The sequence below is a fragment of the Hymenobacter nivis genome (genome assembly GCF_006439025.1).
In the GTDB taxonomy this organism is placed as follows: Bacteria; Bacteroidota; Bacteroidia; order Cytophagales; family Hymenobacteraceae; genus Hymenobacter; species Hymenobacter nivis_A.
Genome location: NZ_RCYZ01000009.1, coordinates 178341 through 194212 on the forward strand (window position 1 = coordinate 178341; position 15872 = coordinate 194212).

At 67.9% G+C, this 15872-nt stretch carries 14 protein-coding genes and 1 tRNA gene; 7 read left to right on the plus strand and 8 right to left on the minus strand.

Annotation, left to right across the window (positions count from 1 at the left end):
- Nucleotides 1–9 precede the first annotated feature (9 nt).
- Entirely contained in the window at nt 10–1374 is a 1365-nt protein-coding gene (locus EAH73_RS19605; RefSeq protein ID WP_140469122.1) for a sigma-54-dependent transcriptional regulator, read from the plus strand.
- A 362-nt stretch (nt 1375–1736) separates the two neighbouring features.
- Here EAH73_RS19605 and EAH73_RS19610 read toward each other — a convergent pair whose 3' ends face one another.
- Nucleotides 1737–2132 (minus strand): T9SS type A sorting domain-containing protein, encoded by a 396-nt coding sequence (locus EAH73_RS19610; RefSeq protein ID WP_140469123.1) that lies wholly within the window; start codon nt 2130–2132, stop codon nt 1737–1739.
- A gap of 207 nt (nt 2133–2339) precedes the next feature.
- On the opposite strand from EAH73_RS19610, the gene EAH73_RS19615 reads away from it, so the two are divergent.
- The 3 genes from EAH73_RS19615 to EAH73_RS19625 all read left to right on the plus strand — a co-directional run bounded on the left by EAH73_RS19615 (nt 2340) and on the right by EAH73_RS19625 (nt 5489).
- Nucleotides 2340–3461 (plus strand): NAD(P)/FAD-dependent oxidoreductase, encoded by a 1122-nt coding sequence (locus EAH73_RS19615; protein ID WP_140469124.1) that lies wholly within the window; start codon nt 2340–2342, stop codon nt 3459–3461.
- A gap of 75 nt (nt 3462–3536) precedes the next feature.
- Nucleotides 3537–4736 (plus strand): type III polyketide synthase, encoded by a 1200-nt coding sequence (locus tag EAH73_RS19620; RefSeq protein WP_140469125.1) that lies wholly within the window; start codon nt 3537–3539, stop codon nt 4734–4736.
- 30 nt (nt 4737–4766) lie between these two features.
- Nucleotides 4767–5489 (plus strand): methyltransferase domain-containing protein, encoded by a 723-nt coding sequence (locus EAH73_RS19625; RefSeq protein WP_140469126.1) that lies wholly within the window; start codon nt 4767–4769, stop codon nt 5487–5489.
- Here EAH73_RS19625 and EAH73_RS19630 read toward each other — a convergent pair.
- The 5 genes from EAH73_RS19630 to EAH73_RS19655 all read right to left on the minus strand — a co-directional run bounded on the left by EAH73_RS19630 (nt 5455) and on the right by EAH73_RS19655 (nt 10835).
- Nucleotides 5455–7053 (minus strand): energy transducer TonB, encoded by a 1599-nt coding sequence (locus tag EAH73_RS19630; protein WP_140469127.1) that lies wholly within the window; start codon nt 7051–7053, stop codon nt 5455–5457. The genes EAH73_RS19625 and EAH73_RS19630 overlap by 35 nt on opposite strands.
- Before the next feature lie 124 nt (nt 7054–7177).
- Nucleotides 7178–9028, minus strand: coding sequence for an energy transducer TonB (locus EAH73_RS19635; protein WP_140469128.1), 1851 nt, complete (start codon nt 9026–9028; stop codon nt 7178–7180).
- Between the two features lie 99 nt (nt 9029–9127).
- Nucleotides 9128–9550, minus strand: a complete 423-nt coding sequence (locus tag EAH73_RS19645) for an energy transducer TonB (protein ID WP_140469129.1) — start codon at nt 9548–9550, stop codon at nt 9128–9130.
- A 99-nt stretch (nt 9551–9649) separates the two neighbouring features.
- A complete protein-coding gene (locus EAH73_RS19650; protein ID WP_140469130.1) occupies nt 9650–10552 on the minus strand; it encodes a histone deacetylase in 903 nt (300 codons plus the stop codon).
- Nucleotides 10553–10760: 208 nt separating this feature from the next.
- A tRNA-Val gene (locus EAH73_RS19655) sits at nt 10761–10835 on the minus strand.
- 183 nt (nt 10836–11018) lie between these two features.
- On the opposite strand from EAH73_RS19655, the gene EAH73_RS19660 reads away from it, so the two are divergent.
- Both EAH73_RS19660 and EAH73_RS19665 read left to right on the plus strand, forming a co-directional pair.
- Nucleotides 11019–11714: a porin family protein gene (locus tag EAH73_RS19660; protein WP_140469131.1), complete on the plus strand. Its 696-nt coding sequence runs from the start codon at nt 11019–11021 to the stop codon at nt 11712–11714.
- Nucleotides 11715–11795: 81 nt separating this feature from the next.
- Complete coding sequence (locus EAH73_RS19665) at nt 11796–12299, plus strand: DUF6992 family protein (RefSeq protein WP_140469132.1); 504 nt, start codon at nt 11796–11798, stop codon at nt 12297–12299.
- Between the two features lie 236 nt (nt 12300–12535).
- Here EAH73_RS19665 and EAH73_RS19670 read toward each other — a convergent pair whose 3' ends face one another.
- Both EAH73_RS19670 and EAH73_RS19675 read right to left on the minus strand, forming a co-directional pair.
- Nucleotides 12536–13114 carry a type 1 glutamine amidotransferase domain-containing protein gene (locus tag EAH73_RS19670; RefSeq protein ID WP_140469133.1) on the minus strand — a complete coding sequence of 193 codons (579 nt, stop codon included), beginning with the start codon at nt 13112–13114 and terminating at the stop codon, nt 12536–12538.
- 92 nt (nt 13115–13206) lie between these two features.
- Nucleotides 13207–13722: an acyl-CoA thioesterase gene (locus EAH73_RS19675; RefSeq protein WP_140469134.1), complete on the minus strand. Its 516-nt coding sequence runs from the start codon at nt 13720–13722 to the stop codon at nt 13207–13209.
- Nucleotides 13723–13835: 113 nt separating this feature from the next.
- Here EAH73_RS19675 and EAH73_RS19680 point away from each other — a divergent pair, with 113 nt between their 5' ends.
- Nucleotides 13836–15857 carry an FAD-dependent oxidoreductase gene (locus EAH73_RS19680; RefSeq protein WP_140469135.1) on the plus strand — a complete coding sequence of 674 codons (2022 nt, stop codon included), beginning with the start codon at nt 13836–13838 and terminating at the stop codon, nt 15855–15857.
- Nucleotides 15858–15872: the final 15 nt, after the last annotated feature.

A 15872-nucleotide genomic window follows, 5' to 3' on the forward strand; every position in this document is an offset into this window, starting at 1 on the left:
TGTGTCTGTATGGAAGCACCTCTTCCTTTAAGTATATTTATTGTAGAAGATAATGAGTGGTACGGCGAGTTGCTGCTCCACCAACTGGGCCGCAACCCCGACCACCACGTGCAGCGCTTCGGCACGGCCCGCGAGTGCCTGGCCCAAATGGCTAGGGAGGTGCCCGACGTCATCACGCTGGATTACTCGCTACCCGATGCCGACGGTGAGCACACGCTGCGCCAACTGCGCGAGCGGGCCCCGCAAGCGGCCATCGTGGTCATTTCGGGGCAGGAGGACGTGGCCACCGCCGTGGCCCTGCTGCGCCTGGGGGCCCACGACTACCTCGTGAAGGACGCTTCAACCGGCGAGCGGCTGTGGACGCTGCTGGGCCAGGTGCGCCAGCAAGTGCGCCTGCGCCGCGAAAATGAGCAGCTCCGCCAGCAGCTCGACGCCCGCAGCGCCGGGGCCACCTCGCCCATCCTGGGCACGCACCCCAGCATGCTGCGCCTGCAGGAGCTCATCAGCAAGGCGGCGCGCACCACCATCACGGTGAGCGTGAGCGGCGAAACCGGTACCGGCAAGGAGCTGGTGGCCCAGGCTATTCACGCGCGCTCGGAGCGGGCGGGCCGGCCATTTGTAGCCGTCAACATGGCCGCCATCCCGCGCGAGCTACTTGAGAGCGAGCTGTTTGGGCACGAAAAGGGGGCCTTTACGGGGGCCGTGGCGCGGCGGGTGGGCCGCTTCGAGGAGGCCGACGGCGGCACGCTGTTTCTCGACGAGGTGGCCGACCTGGAGCTGGGCCTGCAAGCCAAGCTGCTGCGGGTACTTCAGGAGCGCGAGCTGGTGCGGGTGGGCGGCCGCCAGCGCGTGGCCTTCGATGTGCGCCTAGTGGTGGCCACCCACCACGACCTGCTGACCGAGGTGCGGGCCGGGCGCTTCCGCGAAGACCTGTACTACCGCCTGCTGGGCCTGCCCATTGCCCTGCCGCCGCTGCGCGAGCGGGGCCCCGACGTGCTGCTGCTGGCCGAGGCCTTTGTGCAAACGTTTTGCCAGCGCAACAACCTGCCCCCGCGCCACTTCGGCGACGATGCCCAGCAGCGGCTGCTGGCCCACCCCTTCCCCGGCAACGTGCGCGAGCTGAAGGCGGTGGTGGAACTGGCCGCCGTGCTAGCCGAGGGCGACCTCATCCGCAGCCCCGACCTGTCGCTGCGGGGCCCCGCCCCGGCGGCCGGCAACGAGGGCCCGCGCACGCTACGCGAGGAAACCATCCGGCTCGTGCAGGAATGCCTTGATGTGATGGGTGGCGATGTGCTGGCCACCGCCGACCGCCTGGGGGTGGGCAAGTCCACCATTTACCGCATGATCAAGCAGCGCCACGTGAACGTGCGCTGAACTGGCGGCGACCCACAATTTTGTATTACCTTAGCCAGGCCCTAATCTTATACCGGTTCAGGACAACTTAATGCCGGGGCCCCGGGTTATATAGCCAATCTAAACTGGTGCCGCGCGGGGCCAGTGGTTTATTCTTACTATTTCATTCATTGCCGTTATGTTGACCCTCGTATTAGGCTTACTGGGCGCTGCCGCCCTCGTTGCCCGCCGTGCTGCCCAAGCCGCCCAACCCAAGCTGATCCCCGTACCGGTACGGAGCAAGTAAACGCTGACCGACTACCCTTTAAATAGAAAAAGCAGCCCGCGGGCTGCTTTTTTATTGCCTCTGCCACACGAAAACCGAGGCGTTGCCGTTGAAATCGTTAGCGGATGACAAGCTTACTCATTTGGTTAACTCCGCTGCCTTCCAGCTTCACATAGTATAGGCCGTTGGCAAAGCCCCTCATGTCAAGCACTTTGGTAGCGCGGTTATTAAGGTCGGTCACGGTTTCGTGGTACACTACGGAGCCAATTACGTTCAGTACCTGCAATTCGAAGCGGCGGCCTTCTTGGCCGTTAATGGTAAGCTGCACCAAGCCGGGGTTAGTGGGGTTTGGGTACAATACCAATGTTTTATCATCGGTGCCGGGGCGCGTTTGCTGCACAGCGGTATGCTGGGCCTCGATAGGCCGGGCCGGGGCAACTGGAGCAAACCCGCTAGCTAGGCCAGCAGTGGCCAGGGCCAAGGCAAAGGAAAGAGCAAGTAGGCGTGGCATCATACAAAAAGTCAGGGTAGCAAATCGGCCCGAATGCGGTGGAGGACGCACGAGCTGATGGAGTTAACGGTGGGAATTAAATTTGGTTGACAAAGATAATTCCTAATCTCTATGTTATTGATGAAAAAGTTGTTATTACCGATGGAATCAAACCTTTTCAGGTTTGCCAGCTATTATTCATCGACTAACTAGTACTTAGCAAATAGTAAAGTGGACGTCCTCATTATTGGCGGGGGCCTGGCTGGACTGGCGGCGGCCCTCGACCTGGCCGGGCGCGGCCACGCCGTAGCCCTGGCCGAGCGCCGGCCCTACCCTTTCCACCGCGTGTGCGGCGAATACGTCAGCAACGAGGTGCTCCCGTACTTGGCCCGGCTCGGGGCCGATCCGGCGCCGCTGGGCGTGGCCGACATCCGGCGGTTCGAGCTATCGTCGCCGGCCGGGCGCGTGCTGCGCAGCCCCCTGGACCTGGGCGGTTTCGGAGTGAGCCGCTATGCGCTGGACGAGTTTCTGTACCGGCGGGCGCTGGCGGCGGGCGTACAGTTTTACTTGCCCGCTACGGTGGCCAGCGTGGCGTTCGACGCCGCGGCGGGGCGCCACGCGGTGGCCCTGGCCGACGGCCGCACCCTGGCCCCGCGCGTGGTGCTGGGGGCCTACGGCAAGCGCGCCAACCTGGACCGCCAGCTCGACCGACCGTTTTTTCGGCAGCGCTCGCCCTACCTCGGGGTGAAGTACCACCTGCGCCTGCCGGGCCACGCCCGCGACGTGATTGCGCTGCACAATTTTCGCGATGGCTACGCGGGCATTTCGGCCATCGAGGACGGCAAGCTATGCTTCTGCTACCTCACCACGCGCACCAATTTGAAGGCCCACGGCGGCACCATTTCGGCCATGGAAAAAGCGGTGCTGCACCGCAATCCGCACCTGCGCGCCATCTTCCACGAAGCCGAATTCCTGTACCCGCAGCCGGAGGTGATCAACGAGATTTCCTTCGCCCCGAAGCAACCCGTGGAGCAGCACGTGCTGATGTGCGGCGACGCGGCCGGCCTCATCACCCCCTTGTGCGGCAACGGCATGGCCATGGCCCTGCACGGTGGGGCCCTAGCCAGCGCCGCGGCCCACGATTTTTTGATCGAAAAAACCAGCCGCACGCAGATGGAGGCGGCCTACGCTGGGGCCTGGCGGGCGCAGTTTGGGGCCCGGCTGCGGGTGGGGCGCGCCGTGCAGGGCCTATTTGGAGGGCCCGTGCTAAGCGAGGCCGTGGTGGGGGCCCTGGCCCACTGGCCGGGCGCGGTGCAGGCCCTGATGCGGCGCACCCACGGGGCCCCGTTCTAAGGAAAGCGCGGAGTGGGCCCGGCGGCCAAAATCTTTTGCCCCCGTGCGCCACGTATTTTGCGTAAAATACGCTTAATGACCAGCTACCTAGGGGCCATCGGCACCGCTAATCCGCCGCACTGCCTTGGGCAGCAGCAAATTGCCGATTTCATGGCCCAGGCCCTCGAATTCGGGGCCGACGATACCCGCCGGCTGCGGGCCCTATACCGCGTGTCGGGCATCGGGCACCGCTATTCGGTGCTGCCCGACTACGGCCGCGCCAACGGCGACTACACTTTCTTCCCCAACACGCCCGGCCTGGAGCCTTTTCCCAGCGTGGGGCAGCGCATGGCCGTGTACCGCCGCGAGGCCCTGCCGCTGGCCTTGGCCGCCGTAGCCGACTGCCGCCGCCAGGTGCCGAGCCTGGATTTGGCCACCGTCACACACCTCGTCACGGTGAGTTGCACGGGCATGTACGCCCCAGGGCTCGACATTGAGCTGGTGCAGGCCCTGGGGCTGCCGGCTTCGGTGCAGCGCACCTGCGTGAACTTCATGGGCTGCTACGCGGCCGTGAATGCCCTGAAGCTGGCCGACGCCGCCTGCCGCGCCAACCCCGCCGCCCGCGTGCTGGTGGTGAGCGTGGAGCTGTGCACGCTGCACTTCCAAAAGAGCGCCGAGGACGACCACTTGGTGAGCAACGCGCTGTTTGGCGACGGCGCGGCGGCCTGCCTGGTGCAGGGCCGGCCGCTGCCCGACGGGGCCCCTAGCCTGGCCCTCACGGCGTTTCACTGCGGCCTGGAACCCGACGGGCACGCCGACATGGCCTGGCACATCAACGACTTCGGGTTTGAAATGACGCTGAGCAGCTACGTGCCCAAGCTTATTCAACGCGGCATTGGGCGGCTGACGGAGCAGTTGCTGGAGCACTTGCCGGTACGGCGCGCGGACATCCACCACTTCGCCATTCACCCCGGCGGGCGCAAGATTCTGGAAACCATCGAGCAAGCCCTGGACCTGAGCCACGACGACAACCGCTATGCCTACCGCGTGCTGCGCGACTACGGCAACATGTCGTCGGCCACGGTGCTGTTTGTGCTGCGCGACGTGCTGGCCGCCGCCACGCCCGCCGACCACGGGGCCCCGGTGCTCAGCTTCGCCTTCGGCCCCGGCCTCACGCTGGAAGCCATGTTGCTGGAGATTTCAGTTGACAATCAGGGGTTGATGGTCAACCAAGAAGAGGCCGTCCATTCGATGAAAGGTGAGCCAGTTACCGGCGCGTTCGTGGCTGCTGAGTAGCAAAAGTGCGTGTTAAATGATACCTGTTAAATGCTAAATAACCGCGCGCCGGGGCCCGAGCTGATGGACGACCTGACGCTGGCCTCGGACGACTTGCGCCGCAACCTCGACGAGCTGGAAGTCATCAACACGTGGCTGGGCGGCTACCGGCCGGTGCTGGACGCGCTGGCTCGGCTGCGGCCGCGCTTTCCCCAGGGCCGGGCCCTGCGCGTGGCCGACCTGGGCAGCGGCGGCGGCGATACGTTGCGCCACGTGGCCCGCTGGGCCCGCCGCCACGGCATAGCGGTGGAGTTGGTCGGCATTGACGCCAACGCTTTTATGCTGGACTATGCCCGCGCCAAAAGCCAGGATTACCCCGAAATCAGCTACCAGCAGTTCGATATTTTCTCGGCTGAATTTCAGGCCCAGCCCTTCGATGTGCTGACGTGCAGCCTGTTCTGCCACCACTTCACCGATGACGAGCTGGGGGCCCTGCTGCGGCAATGGGCCCGGCAGGCGCGGGTGGCCGTGGTCATCAACGACCTGCACCGGCACTGGCTGGCCTACGGCAGCATTTGGGCCCTGACGCGGCTGCTCGGCGGCTCGTACCTGGTGCGGCACGACGCGCCGCTGTCGGTGGCCCGCGCCTTTCGGCGCGCCGATTGGGCGCGGCTGCTGGCGCGGGCGGGCCTCACGCAGTACGAGCTGCGCTGGCGCTGGGCGTTTCGGTGGCAGCTGATTATTTGGCCCGCTGGGGGCCCCGGCGGGCGCTAGGGACGGGGGCCGGGGCGGCCAGGGGCACGGCCACGGCGTAGAGCACCCGAACCAGTTGGCCGTTTTTGAGCCGGCCCGGGGCGAAGCGGGGCAGCCGGCGCACGGCGGCCAGCACGGCCGCGTCGCAACGTTCGTCCAGCCCCTGCACCACGTAGGCGCCGGTGGGCGTGCCGGTAATTTCGACAGTGAAGGCCACCACGACGCGCCCGGCCCGGCAGGCGGGCCCGGCGGGCAACATAAGCCGCTGCCGGATGGCCGCCACCACGGCCGCGGCGCCGCCCCCGCCGGGCGGTTGAGGCATTTGCGCTGCCCCGGTGTAGGTCTGCTGACCCGGGGCCCAGCCGTCGTCAATGTCTAGGGTGCTGAACCGGTTAAGGGTTTCTCGCCGCAGGTCCTCCACGCTTGCTTCGCTGCCGGTGTAGGGAAAGCTGATTTTCAGAAATTTGCGTACCGGCGCGGCTTGGCCCTGGGCATTGCGGGCGGGCGTCCAGGCGGGTAGGGCGCGCACCAGGCGCAGGGCAGCCGTATCGCAGACCGGGCTCAGGGGCAAGGCCACGGCGGCGTTGCGTACGCGGCCGTCGGTGCCCACCACGCAGTCAATTCCCACGTCGCCCCAGCGGCTGTGGTTTTGCACCTCGGCCGGCAGGCGCAGGTTTTGACTGACGTATTCATCAAGCCCCGGCGCGGGAAATTCGGCCGGCTGGGCCATTTCCGAATCGGAGTACACGTGCGTGGGGCTCACGACCGTAACCAGAAAATCCATGGCCGCGGCCGCGGGCTGGCCCTTGTGCTGGTTGGGGGCAAAGCGGGGCAGCTGGCCCACGGCGGCGGCCACGGCGGCATCGGCCGCGGGGCTCAGGCTGTTGGCTAGGCGCACGCTATAGGGTACGCCGCTGGGCCCCACGGTGAGGTGCACCAGCACTTGGCCTTCTACTTTGCCGCTGCGCACCTCGGCCGGCACCACCAGCGCGCGTTGCACGGCCTCGGCGGCGGCCCGGAAGCGGGCGGCGTAGGTGGGGTCGTCGAGCTGCTGCGAAAACCCTTGCATGATTTCGACCACTTGGGCCGAGTCGGGCCGCGGGGCCTGTGGCAAGGGGTAGCCGGAGGGCCCCAGGTGCAACTCGCCCGGGGCGTATACGTGCCGGGGCCCCACGAACGGGATGCCTAACTCGAAACGCTGCTCGATGGGCGTGCCGTTGCGCGTGGCGGGGGTGAAGCGGGGCAGCTGAGCCACAGCCGCCAGCACCGCCGCGTCCACGCCTGGGCTGATTCCCTTCACCATCTTAGCGTCGTGCACCGCCCCGTCGGGCCCCACCGCGAAGGCCACGCGCACATAGCCGTCGGCTGCGCTGGCCGGCAGCACCAGCGCGCGCTGAATCTGGTGGATGACGTCGGTTTGGCTGCCCTGGCTGCCGGGCAGGCGCGGCATTTCGTAGTGCACCTCCGGGCCGTCGCCGCCCAGCGTGTATTGCATCATAAATTGAGCCCGCGCCGCCGGGCCCGTGGCCAGCAGCAGGACCCCCAGGGCCCCAGTGCGCCGGCAGAAAGACAAGAAATTAAGCACGGTGCAAGCTAGCAGCGGCCGCGCTTATTGGGGGCCCTTTTCCGCGGGGCCCCGCCCGTCAGGCAGCGCAACAGTACGTCGCGGCGCCGCCCACCGGTAGCCGGGGCTACTCCGTTGCCGACCGCTAGAAGCCCACAGACACTGTGAACGACACCGACACCAGCCGCCCGTTTTGCCTGCCGGGCAGGAAGCGCGGCAGCTGGCGCGTGGCCGCCAGTAGGGCCGCTTCGCAGTCTCCCCCCACCCCGCGCACTATTTTGGCGTCCGTCACGGTGCCGTCGGGCCGCACAATGAACGACACGAAGACGCGGCCGGCACAAGCCGCAGCCGGCCGCACCGCCCGCTCGCGGATGGCCGCCTCAATGGCGCCGAGGCCGCCACCGCCGGGCAGCTCCGGCATCCGCTCCACGTAGGTGTACACCTTGTCCTCCTCCACCTCGGGGGCCGCGGGGGCGGCGGGCGGCGGCAGGGCCACGTCGGCGTACGTGCGCACGGCAATGGCGTGGCCGTCGGCGTTGCGGGCGGGGGCCCAGGCGGGCATGGCGCGCACGAGGCGCAGGGCTTCTTCGTCGCAGCTGGCGCACAGGTGCTGCGTTACCTGGGCCTCGCGCACCCGGCCGTCCACGCCCACTACGAAGCTGACGCCGACGCGGCCGTTCAGGTTTTCTTTGGTCACCACGGGCGGCAGCCGCAGGTTTTGGCGCAGGTACGCGCCGAGCCCCGGGGCAGGAAATTTGGGCGCGTAGGCCACGGCCACGTCGTTGGCCCCGAACACGTGGCCGGGGCCCAGCAGCGGCACCTGCAGGGCGAGGCTCACCGCTACCGGCTGGCCGTTTTGGCGGCCGGGCACGAAGCGCGGCAGCTGGCCCACCGCCGCTAGCACCGCCGCGTCGGCCGCGGGGCTCAGGCCGCGGGTAATTTGGGCGGCGCGCACCCGCCCGTTGCGGCCCACCACGAACGACACGCCCACGGGGCCCTCCACGCGGCCGGCGCGCACCTCGGCCGGCAGCACCGCGTTGCGCTGAATCAGCTGCACCAGCTCGACGGCCCCGCTCTCGCGGGGCAGCCGCGGCATCTGCTCCACGTAGGTGTACACCCGGGTAGTGTCGTCGGGCACCACTTCCGGCACGGGGGCCCCAGCCGGCGGGGCGTCGCGCCGGGCCTGCTCCAGCTCCTCGGGCCGCGGGAAAACGATGGTGCGCCGCAGCCACACGGCCACCGGCTTGTCTTCGTACGTGCCGGGCCGGAAGACGGGCAGGCGGGCCAGGGTTTGCAAAGCGGCGCGGTTGTAGGGCAGCCCACTGCCGGGGCCCACCAGCGCGTCCACCACGTGGCCAGTGACATCCACGGTGAAAATGACTTCTACTTGGGAGCGGCCGGGGTTGGCGCCAAGCGAGCCCGCCGGCGGCAACACCAAGCGGCGCTCCAGGGCGGCCTCGATGCTTTCGCCGCTGGGCAGGCGGGGCGAGGCCCACGCGCCCCGCTCGCCGATGGGCCAGCCGGGGGGCGGGCGCAGGCCATCCAGGGCTTTGGCGCCGAACTGGTAGGGCCCCAGGGCTCCCACCCCGAGGGTGTAGTACACGCCCACGGCTTCGCCCTCCTGCCGGGCCGGCACGAAGCGCGGCAGCTTGGCCACCGCCGCCCGCACAGCCAGCTCAAAATCGGGGCCCAACGCGGTGAGCACCTGCACGCGGCCTACGCGGCCGGTGGCCCCCACCACAAACGTCACCAGGGCCCCGTCGGTAGCTTTGGGGGGCGGGGCCCCGGCCTTGGGGCGGTACACCAGCCGCTGCTGCACGGCGGCCTGCACGGCCTCGCGGTAGCCGGGGCCGGTGGGCAGGGCGGGCATTTGCGCGGCCTCGGTGTAGATGAGGGGCAGCGGCTCCTCGCCGGGCAGCCCCTGGCCGGCGGCGGCCAGGGCGCCCAAAATCATCCAACCCCACCCCAGCCAGCGCAACAGCAGCGAAACAATCATGCCGCAAGCTAGCGGTGAACGACGCGCTTAAAACCGCTTTTGCTTTTGGGCCGGTTATTGGCCGCGCTTTGGGCTTAGCCCCGCCGCCGCGGCCATCGGCTAAAAAGTAATCGGCACGGTGAGGACGACCGAAACGGGCCGTCTGTTTTGCCGACCGGGGCTAAAGCGCGGCAGCTGGCGGACGGCCGCCAGCACGGCTTCGTCGCAGCTGGCGGCTAGTCCTTTGATGATTTTAGCCTCGCGCACCACCCCGCTGGGCCCCACCACGAACGAGACGAATACCTTGCCGCCGCAGCCACCCGTGGGCGCCACCCGCGCCTGAATAGCCGCCATAATGGCCGCGTTGCTGCCGCCGCCCGGTAGCTGCGGCATCTGCTCGACGTAGGTGTACACACTGGACGAGTCGCGCGTGGGCGCGACGCGCACGGCGTTGGGCATAGTTTGGGCCGCAGCGGTACCGGTGGCGGCCAGTAGCACGCTGGCGGCCAGCGCCCAGCGGCGCGATGAGGGAAAGAAAGTCATGCCGCAAGGTAGGCAGCCGGCGGCGCAGAGGCCACCCCGAACGGCCGCCACCGCCGGGCCGCTGGGGGCCCTAACTGGTCCGCTTTTTCAAAGCCATTTTCAGTCCCACAGGCCGGCGGCCACGCGGAAGGTATTGGCGTGGGCTTCCACGATGTCGGCGATGCGGGCCGAGTAGCCACCGCCCATGCACACCACCACGGGCAGGCCGCGGGCGTGGCAGAGGCCGAGTACCAGGGCGTCGCGCTGGCGGCAGCCTTCGCGGCTCAGGGCCAGGTAGCCGAGCTTGTCGGTGGCCAGCACGTCCACGCCGGCCAGGTAAAAGATGAAGTCGGGGCGCACGCGGTCCACCAGGGGCCCCAGGGTGGCGGCCAGCAGCGCCAGGTACTCGGCGTCGGCGGTGCCGTCGGGCAGGGGCTGGTCGAGGTCGGAGGTTTCCTTGCGGCCGGGGTAGTTGCGGGCCCCGTGCACCGAGTAGGTGAACACGCGCGGCTCGTGCTGGAAAATGGCGGCCGTGCCGTTGCCCTGGTGCACGTCCAGGTCCACAATCAGCACCTGCTTGGCCAGGCCGTTGGCCAGCAGCCAGGCGGCGGCGGCGGCCTGGTCGTTGAGCAGGCAAAAGCCCTCGCCCCGGGCCCGGAAGGCGTGGTGGGTGCCGCCAGCAATGTTGAACGCCGCGCCGTGCACCAGGGCCCGCCGGGCGCACTCGATGGTGCCGCCGAGGATGGTGATTTCGCGCCTGAACAGCTCCGGCGACCACGGGAAACCGGTCACGCGCTCCTCCTGCCGCGTGAGCTGGCCGAGGCGCAGGCGCTGGTAATAGTCGGCGTCGTGCACCCGCAAAATATCTTCGTCGGGCGGGGGCGCGGGCACGAAAAAATCGGCGGCCGTGGCCGTGCCCTCGTGCAGCAATTGCTCGGGCAGCAGCTCGTACTTCAGCATCGGGAAGCGGTGGGCGGCCGGCAGCGGGTGGGCGTAGCTGGGGGCAAAGGCAATGGGCAGCATCGAAGCTAATTATTGGTTGTCAGGCGTTTGCTGCCATTTGGGCGGATAGTGACCAGCATTTACGCACAAGTAAACAGCTCCTGCTTTTGGCACAGCTGCTTGCCATTAAGAACAAAAGCCATCCGCTAATGGCCCGGCACCGAGCTGCGCCTGGCCCCGGGGGCCCTAAAAAGCAAAACGCCTCCCCGCGCGGCGGGAAGGCGTTTTGTGAGGCATACTGGGCTCGAACCAGTGACCCCCACCGTGTCAGGGTGGTACTCTGAACCAACTGAGCTAATACCCCAAAGATGCCCGCGCCGGGGGCGGCGGGCCGGGCAAAGGTAGCACTGGCCGGCGGATTTTTGGGCCCCGGGGCCCCAGGTGGGCAACTTTCTGCCCGCGGCAAAGTATAGGGCATCGTCGATACCCGATGTGAGCCCCGGCGGGGCCGCCGTTTTCTACCCCCCTTTCTATTTTTTCTTTATTTATGAAAAATCTTCTCCTCACGCTTATGCTGGGCGCTGCGGCGGCCCCGGCGGCTATGGCCCAGGCACGCGCCGGCGGCAACATGTCTTCGAAAGATTACACCGGCGGCGCCGTCACCGACTCGCGCAACACCGGCTTCGGCATCAAGGGCGGCTACAACCTGACCAACCTCTACGGCAGCGGCAAGGGCCTGCTCAACCCCGACTACCTCAACGCTTTCCACGGCGGCATCTACGGCCAGTTCGGCTTCAACCAGGTGTCGTCCGTTCAGGTCGAGCTGCTGTACACCCGCAAGGGCTACACCGCCAACTTTGCCGGCGGCGCCTACAACGAGAGCCAGCGCACCACCCGCCTGAATTACTTGCAGTTGCCCATTTTGTACGTGGCCAACTTCACCAAAAACCTGAGCTTCCACATCGGGCCCCAAGTGTCGCTGCTGACCAACGCCCGGGTGTACGACCAAGACATTGCCCTCTCCAACGGCGGCTTCAACACGCTCGACTACGGCGCGGTGGCCGGCTTTGAGGGCCGCGTGGGCCCCGCCCGCATCGGCGTGCGCTACGACCTGGGCCTGGGCAACGTGTACAAGGACGGCGTATCGATAAAATACGGCAACAACACCGTGGCCAACCTGACCAACACCAACTTGCACAACCAAACCTTCCAAGTGTACTTGGGCATTGGCTTCACCCAATAGGCCCGCTGGGGCCCTGCCGCCGCCTGCCCGCGCGCCCCGTTGGGGTGGCCGCCGGGCAGGCGGCTTTTTTATCTTCTCACCATGCCTGTCCTTGATCCCAACGTCCTGTACGCGGCCCGCGGGCTGATTGTGGGCCGGGGCCTGGCCGTGCTCGCCGCCTGGGTCATCGCCAACCTGGCGGGCAGCGGCTACGCCGTGGCCCACACCGACCGCCGCACCGAGGCCCACCACTTCCACTTCATGAACGTGGCCTGGGCCCTGGTAAACGCCGGCATTGCGGCCTGGGGCATCGTGATGTTGCGCCGCCTGCCGCCGCCCGGCTGGTCGCTGGCCGATGAGGCGGGGGCCCACCGCCACGACGAAACCCTATTCCTCATCAACACCGGGCTCGACGTGCTTTACATCGCCGTGGGCCTCTGGCTGCGCCGCCGGGCCGCCGATCCCGAGGCTGGCAACTCCGTCCGGCTGGCCGGCTTTGGCCGCTCGGTGCTGCTGCAAGGCGGCTTTTTATTCGTGTTTGACCTGGCCGTAACCGGCCTGCTGCACTTGGCCGGGGCCCCACTGCGCGCCGCCGGGCTGCTGTAGCGCGGGTTGTAGCGCGAGCTTTATAGTCCGGCGTCGCCCGCTTCCTCTTGGCGGTCAATGCTGTACGGTTACCGGGCAGCGACGCGGACTACGAAGTCCACGCTAGGTTTAGCCGGTCTGCTGCTTGGCTACAACAGGGCAGCAACGCGGACTCGCAGCGTCCAGGCTACACGCAAAACGGCCCGCTACTGCGAAGTAGCGGGCCGTTTTACTTTTAACGGAAAGCCTTGGGGGCCCTAGCTGCGCGGGGCGTGCTGGCCTTCGAGGATTTCCTCCACAATTTTCTTGTTGAAGGCGGGGAGGTCGTCGGGCTTGCGGCTGGTGATGAGGCCTTTATCGGTCACTACTTCCGAGTCTTCCCAGTGGGCACCGGCGTTTTTAAGGTCGGTTTGGAGGCTGGGCCAGCTGGTCATTTTCTTGCCGCGCACCACGTCGGCCTCGATCAGCGTCCAGGGCCCGTGGCAGATGGCGGCCACCACTTTGCCCGAGCCGGCAAACTCGCGCACGAAGCTCACCACGTCTTTATTCACGCGCAGGAGGTCGGGGTTCATCTGGCCGCCGGGCAGCACCAGGGCGTCGTAATCGGCCGGCTTCACGTCGCCAATCACTTTATCGACGCTCACTTTATCGCCCCAGTCGTTGTTGGGGCCGTCCCAGCCTTTGATGGAGCCGCTTTTGAGGGAAATAACTTCCACCTCGGCACCTTCGCCCTTGAGGTATTTCTGGGGTTCGGTGAGTTCTACTTGTTCGAAGCCGTCGGTGGCAATGATGGCAATTTTCTTGCCTTTGAGCTTATCGCTGCTGAAGATTGACATGGGAGGGAAGGGTGAAGCGGGCCGGGGAAATTCCCGGCCCGCCCCCTTGCTTACGCCCGGCGCGGGCCCCGGGTTGTGGGGCCCCGGGGGCCCTACTCGGCCCCGCGGCGCAGCTGCTTCAGCTCCTGGCGCACGGCCTTCACTCGGTCGTCGAAGCCATCGGGGTCGTACTCAATCCCTTCCACGTCCACTTGGTCGAGCAAGTCCATCAGCTCGTCGGAGTGGTCGAGGCGGGTGCCAGCGGGCATCTTCACAAACGTCATTTCCGACCACAGCAGCGCCAGCAGGCGCTGGCCGTCGCCGGCGCGCATCTGCATCTCCACCACCAAGTTGGAGTTGTCGAAGTGGATAAGCTGGGTGCGGATGAGCACCTCCACGCCCTGGCGCGCGGGCTTGAGGTAGCTGATGTGGTGCTTGGTGATGACCCAGGCCGCGTGCTGCTCGCGGGCCAGCTCGCCCATGTTCAGGGCGTAGTGCTGGGCCACTTGGTCTTCGCGGGCGTTGAGGAAGTAGTCGAGGTAGCGGGCGTTGTTGAGGTGGCCCAGCATGTCGCAGTCCTGGAAGTGGACGCGGTGGCGGGTTTCGGGGGTGCGGACGAGGGCAGGCATGGCGCAAAAGTAGCGCCGGGGCCCCCAGCGCCCCAAACTACTCGGCACGCCTACTACTTTGCCCAAAAATGCCTACCTTTTCCAAACCGTTGCCGCTCCTACCCTTCTGCCCGATGTTTGACCTTACCCCCGCCCGCGCCGCCGTGGTTTGCGCCGTGGCCGACACCCTGCTGCCGCCCGCCCCCGGCCTGCCGGCCGGCTCCGAGGGCATTGACCTGGCGCAGTTTACGGCCGCCGTGCGGGCCCAGCCCGCCGGGGCCCAGGCCGAGTTTGGGCAGCTGCTCGATTTGCTGAATCAGCCCGTGGTGGGCCTCACCTGGCTGGGGCCCCTGCGGTCGTTTGCGCAGCTGAGCGCGGCCCAGCGCGAGCAGCTGCTGCAGCGCTGGGCGGCCTCGCGCCTGCCGCCGCTGCGCAAGGGGTTTCAGGCGCTGCGCAAGCTGTGCTTGTTTTTGTATTACGGCGGCAGCAAGCCCGGCCGCCCCGCCGCCTGGGACGCCCTGGACTACCCCGGCCCCGCCGACGCGCCCGCCGACACGGCCCGCCCCCTCGAAACCCTGCGGCCCCGCGTGGATACTACGTACTGGTGCGACGTGCTGGTGGTGGGCTCCGGGGCGGGCGGCGGCGTGGTGGCCGGCGAACTGGCCGCCGCGGGCTTCGACGTGCTGGTGCTTGAAAAGGGCCCTTACTACCACGGGCGCGACTTCACGCAGCGCGAAACCGACATGCTGGGGGCCCTGTACGACGCCCGCGGCACCCTCGGCACCCAGGATGGCGGCGTGGGCATCCTGGCCGGCTCGTGCCTGGGCGGCGGCACCACCGTGAACTGGGCCGGGGCCTTCCGCACCCCCGACTACGTGCTGGAAGAGTGGGCCCGCGAGCACCAGGCGCCCCACTTCGCGGGCCCTGGCTTCCAGCAAAGCCTTGATGCTGTGAGCGAAGCCCTGGGCGTGAATACCGACTACGCCCGCCACAACGGCCAGAACCAGGCCCTGTGGGACGGCTCGCAGCGCCTGGGCCAGGACGTGCACCTGATTCCGCGCAACGAGCGGAACGTGGACGCCTCCGACGCCCACTTTAGGGCCCTGGGGTACTCGTCGCTCGGCGATGGGCACGGCCACAAGCAGGGCACCCTGAACACCTACCTGCCCCTGGCCGCCCGCCACGGGGCCCGCCTGCTGGCCGATGCCCGCGTTGGGCGCATCACCCGGGCCCAGGGCCGCGCCGCCGGGGCCGAGGCCGTGTACGCCCCCGCCGACGGACCCGCCGTGCGCGTGCAGGTGCGGGCCCGCTGCGTGGTGGTGGCCGCCGGGGCCATCCAGACGCCGGCGCTGCTGCTGCGCTCGGGCCTGCGCCACCCCCACCTGGGCCGCCACCTGCACCTGCACCCCACCCTCATCATCGCCGCGCACTACCCCTGGCCCATGCACTCGTGGCACGGCCCCAGCATGAGCGTGGTGAACGACGCCCACACCCGCCGGCACGGCACCAACTTCGGCGTGAAGCTCGAAACGCCCCCCACCCACCCCGGCCTGCTCAGCACGGTGCTGCCCTGGCTGAGCGGGGCCCAGCACCGCGAACTAATGGCCGGGGCCGCCCACTTGGGCTCGTTCATCGCCCTCACCCGCGACCGCGACGGCGGCCGCGTGCGCGTGGACCGGCACGGGGCCCCGCTGATTGATTACACTTTGTCGGATTTCGACCGGGGCAACCTGCTGGCCGGGGTGCGGGCGGCGGCCGAAATCCACGCCGCCGCTGGGGCCCACACCATTTATTTGCCCCACGGCACGCTGCCCACCTTGCAGGCCGCCAACGGGGCCCTGCGCCACCCCGAGCGGCTGGCCCAGCTGCCGCACCTGGGCTGGCGGCCCAACCAGTTTGGCCTCTACAGCGCCCACCAGATGAGCACGGCGCGCATGGGCGGCGACGCCGCCACCCACCCCGTGCGCGTAACTGGCGAAACCGTGGAGCTGCCCGGCCTGTACGTGGCCGACGGCGCAGCCTTCCCGGCCTGCTCGGGCGTGAACCCCATGCTCACCATCATGGCCCTGGCCCACCACACGGCCCAGGGGCTCAAGGCCAGCCTGGGGGCCCCAGCCGACCAGCTCGGCACCACCGCGCAGCGCGTAGTAGCTTAGGGCCAGCATCCTATA